The sequence below is a fragment of the Autumnicola lenta genome (assembly GCF_031846515.1).
GTDB lineage: Bacteria > Bacteroidota > Bacteroidia > Flavobacteriales > Flavobacteriaceae > Autumnicola > Autumnicola lenta.
On sequence record NZ_JAVRHO010000074.1, the window covers coordinates 1 to 679 of the forward strand.

The 679-nt window shown below is 44.8% G+C and carries 1 protein-coding gene; it reads right to left on the minus strand.

Features of this window, described 5'->3' with window-relative positions; translation table 11 throughout:
* Positions 1–679: IS21-like element helper ATPase IstB (gene istB / locus RM545_RS17480; protein ID WP_311496571.1), on the minus strand; the 679-nt coding region annotated here is incomplete at both ends.

Below are 679 nucleotides of genomic sequence, written 5' to 3' on the forward strand. Positions count from 1 at the left end.
ATGCGAGGAGTTCACGATCCTGTCCAGAATAGCGTCTGCAATAGTTCCTTCCCCAATAATATCATACCAGGCCGATACAGGTATTTGTGATGATATAATAGTAGAAGCTTTGTTGTACCGATCATCGATGATATCCATGAGGGTTTCCCTGGCGTGGTTATCAAAACTCTGCAGGCCAAAGTCATCCAGGATCAGTAAATCTGCTTTAAGCAGTTTCCCCAGTTCCTTAAGATAAGTGCCATCCACTTTACTCAGTTTTAATTTTTTAAAAAGACGGGCGGTGTTGGTGTAAATGGTTTTGTATTCCATCATACATCCCTGATGTCCTAAAGCCTGGGCCAAATAACTTTTACCAACCCCCGAAGCCCCGGTAAGGATAATGTTTTCCTTTCTGGTGATAAAATCCAGGGTACCTAAGCGGGTGAACATATTCTTGTCCAGGTTTCGGTTCTGGGTGTAATTCACATCGGCCAGATTGGCCTGTTGTTTAAAGCCGGCCTGCTTTAAAAGCCGCTCTATCTTCCGGTTCTGCCGGTCTTCCCATTGGTGATCGATCAGCAGAGCGAGATATTCATCAGCAGTAACCTTATCTATGCGGTTGTCCTTTAGGTGTTGCAGGTGCAACTGGGCCATAGCCCCCAGGCGCATTTGTTTTAGTTTTTCAATAGTCTGATTGTTG